Source organism: Paenibacillus maysiensis, assembly GCF_000520815.1.
GTDB classification, from domain to species: Bacteria; Bacillota; Bacilli; order Paenibacillales; family Paenibacillaceae; genus Paenibacillus; species Paenibacillus maysiensis.
In genome coordinates, this window is sequence record NZ_ASRY01000309.1 from 1 (window position 1) to 3,319 (window position 3,319).

Below are 3,319 nucleotides of genomic sequence, written 5' to 3' on the forward strand. Positions count from 1 at the left end.
GCTCGCACAGGCGCAGGGCCATGTGCTCAGCCCAAGCACGCTGCTCTACAGCATCGCCAACCGCGTTTCGTATTTCTGCAACTTCAACGGGCCGAGCCTGACGGTGGATACCGCGTGCTCTTCGTCCCTGACCGCGCTGCATCTCGCCTGCCAGAGCCTTCTGAACGGAGAGAGCAGCGTCGCCATCGCCGGCGGCGTCAACCTGTCGATCGGCGCGGGGAAATATCTGTTCCTGAGTCAGTACAAGTTCCTGGCGACGGATGGCAGATGCAGAAGTTTTGGCGCGGATGGCGACGGGTATGTGCCGGGCGAAGGCATCGGCGCCGTGCTGCTCAAGCCGCTCGACCAAGCGGTGAAGGACGGCGACCACATCTACGGCGTCATCAAGGCGACCGCTGTCAATCACGGAGGCAAGACCAACGGGTATACGGTGCCGAACCCGACAGCGCAGTCGGACATGATTCTGAAAGCGCTGGAGCGGGCGAAGATCAACCCGCGCGCGATCAGCTACATCGAGGCGCACGGCACCGGCACGGCGCTGGGCGACCCGATCGAGATCACCGGGCTCTCCCGCGCGTTTGGCAAGTACACGCGAGACAAGCAGTTCTGCGCGATCGGCTCTGTCAAGTCGAACATCGGGCATCTGGAAGCGAGCGCCGGCATCGCCGGCCTGACCAAAGTGCTGCTCCAGCTCAAGCACCGCAGAATCGCTCCGTCCTTGCACTCTCAACAGCTCAACGCAAACATCGACTTCCGGAACAGCCCGTTTGTCGTGCCGCAAGAGCTGATGGAATGGAAGCGCCCTCTGGTGGAGATCGACGGTCAGACAAGGGAGTTCCCGCGCCTTGCGGGCCTCTCGTCGTTCGGGGCCGGCGGTGCGAACGCGCATGTGATCATCGAGGAATACCAAGCGGTAGAGCAACAGCGTGACCATTTCGGAACGGCTCCGCACGTCATCGTGCTCTCGGCCAAGAACGCAGACCGTCTGCAAGAACAGGCACAGCACTTGCTGCAGGCTGTCGAGAGCGGTGCATACAGCGACGCGGACATGCCGGCGATCGCCTACACCTTGCAGCTGGGCCGCGAGACGATGGAGGAGCGTCTGGCCGTGCTGGCCTCGTCGCTCAAGGAACTGAGTGCCAAACTGCAAGATTTCCTGTCCGGCAAACGAGACATCGACGGCCTGCTCCACGGACATGTCAAGCACTACAAGGACACGCTGGCCCTCTTCGCGCAGGACGAGGACATGCAGGCGGTGATCGAGGCATGGCAGGCAAAAGGCAAGTTCGGCAAGCTGCTCGACCTGTGGGCTAAAGGGCTGTCGATCGATTGGAGCCGGCAATATGCAACAGGCAAGCCAGGTCGCATCTCGCTGCCGGGCTATCCGTTTGCCAAGGAGCGCTACTGGCTTCCGATCGACGGAGCTGTGCAGAGCGGGACGGGCGTAGGACGCGCCGCGATGCTGCATCCGCTGGTGCACGAGAACACGTCCGACCTGACCGAAGTGCGGTTCCGTTCGACGCTGACGGGCCGCGAATTCTTCCTCCGCGATCACGTCGTCTATGGCAACCCGGTACTGCCGGGCGTCGCAGAGCTGGAGCTGGCGCGAGCGGCTGCTCTGCTGGCGACGGGTCTTGAAGCGAACGATCCGACGTCCATGCGTTTGATAGATGTCGTCTGGCCGAAACCGATCGTCGCAGCAGGCGAATCTATACGTCTGCATGTCGGACTCCATGCGCTGGAGGACGGCGAGATCGCCTATGAGATCAGCGGTGACATCCCACAAGGGGAGGAAGCTCCGACGCTGTATAGCTATGGCGAAGTCGAGATCTGCGCGTTCGATCCGGCACCGCCGCTCGATCTGCACGCCTTGCAGGTGCAGTCGGGACTCGGCGTTCTGACGGCTGAGCAATGCTACGATGCCTTCCGCGCGATGGGGACGGCCTATGGGCCGATCCTGCAAGGGATCGAGACGCTCTATCTGGGAGAGAGCCACGTGCTGGCCAAGCTCGCCCTGCCTTCAGCAGCTCTTGCCACGGAAGCGGACTATGTGCTGCACCCGACCTTGCTGGAAGCTGCGGTTCAGGCCGTGAACGCTTTTACGCTGAAACAGACCGACCGCAAGCCGACCCGACCCGTCTCCCTGCAGTCGCTGGACATCCTCCGTCCGTGCCCGTCTGCGATGTGGGCGCTGATTCGAAGCGGCGAGGCCGGCTATGACCTCGACCTCTGCGACGAAACGGGCGAGGTCTGCGTGCAGATGCGCGGACTGGTGCTGGAGCCGGTCGAAGGCGAGTGGCAAGGAAACAGCACGGCGGCAGAGCGCAAGATGTATTTTCTGAAAAAAGTGTGGGAGCCATGTTCGGAAGCTCCAAGCCGCAGCGTCAACCGGGCGGTGGCGATCCTGACCACGCCGGAGACGCGCAGTTTGGCCACCGAGCTGGCGAAGAGACTGCCGCAAAGCCGCCTGTTCGATGTGGCGCAAGAGCCGCAAGAGCTGGATTGGCAGGCGTATGACGGTCTGATCGATCTGGTCGGCTGCGGTCAGGAGCGCAAGGAGTCGGCGGAATGGATGAGCTGGCTTCAGCTGCTGATCGAACACGGCCGCCGCGATGGGATGATGCTTTTGGGTGTCACCAAGGGGCTGGAAGGGTATCAGAGTGCGACGGTCAACCTCGCAGGTGCCTCCCGTGCGGCGCTCTATCGCATGCTGCAGAGCGAATATGGCCATGTGCAATCCCGCCATCTCGATCTGGAGCCGGTCTCTGATGAGACGAGGCTGGCCGAGCAGATTGCCGCTGAGTTCCTTGTCGAAGATGAGGAGACGGAAGCGTGCTGGCGAAACGGGCTGCGTTATCGCGCGCGGCTCAAGGAATGGGAAAAAGGCGAGCAGCAAGCGCGAACGCCGTTCCCGGAAGATCAAGTGCTCTGGATCACCGGGGGCACGCGGGGCCTTGGGTATCTGTGCGCGCAGCATTTTGTCAAACACTATGGCGTCAAGCGCCTGGTGCTGACCGGACGGGAAACCTTGCCGCCGCGCGAGACGTGGGCGGCGCACCTTCGGGAGCAGACGCCTGTTTCCCGGAAGATTCAGGGCATCCAAGCTCTGGAGCGAGAAGGGGCGCAGGTCATGGTTCTGTCTGTGCCGCTGTCTGATGTTCAGGCGGTCGAAGAGAGCGTGCAGGCGGTTCGCCGCAGCCTCGGCCCGATCGGCGGGGTGCTGCATGCGGCGGGCCTGCTCGATGAAGAGAACTCGGCCTTCATTCGCAAGACGGTCGAAGGCATCGAGCAGGTGCTGGAGCCGAAAGTGGCGGGGCCT

Annotated in this window: 1 protein-coding gene; it reads left to right on the plus strand. The window is 62.8% G+C overall.

From position 1 onward, the window contains the following. Positions 1 to 3,319 (plus strand): type I polyketide synthase (locus L696_RS0124045; protein ID WP_025685916.1); only part of this gene is annotated, 3,319 nt, incomplete at both ends.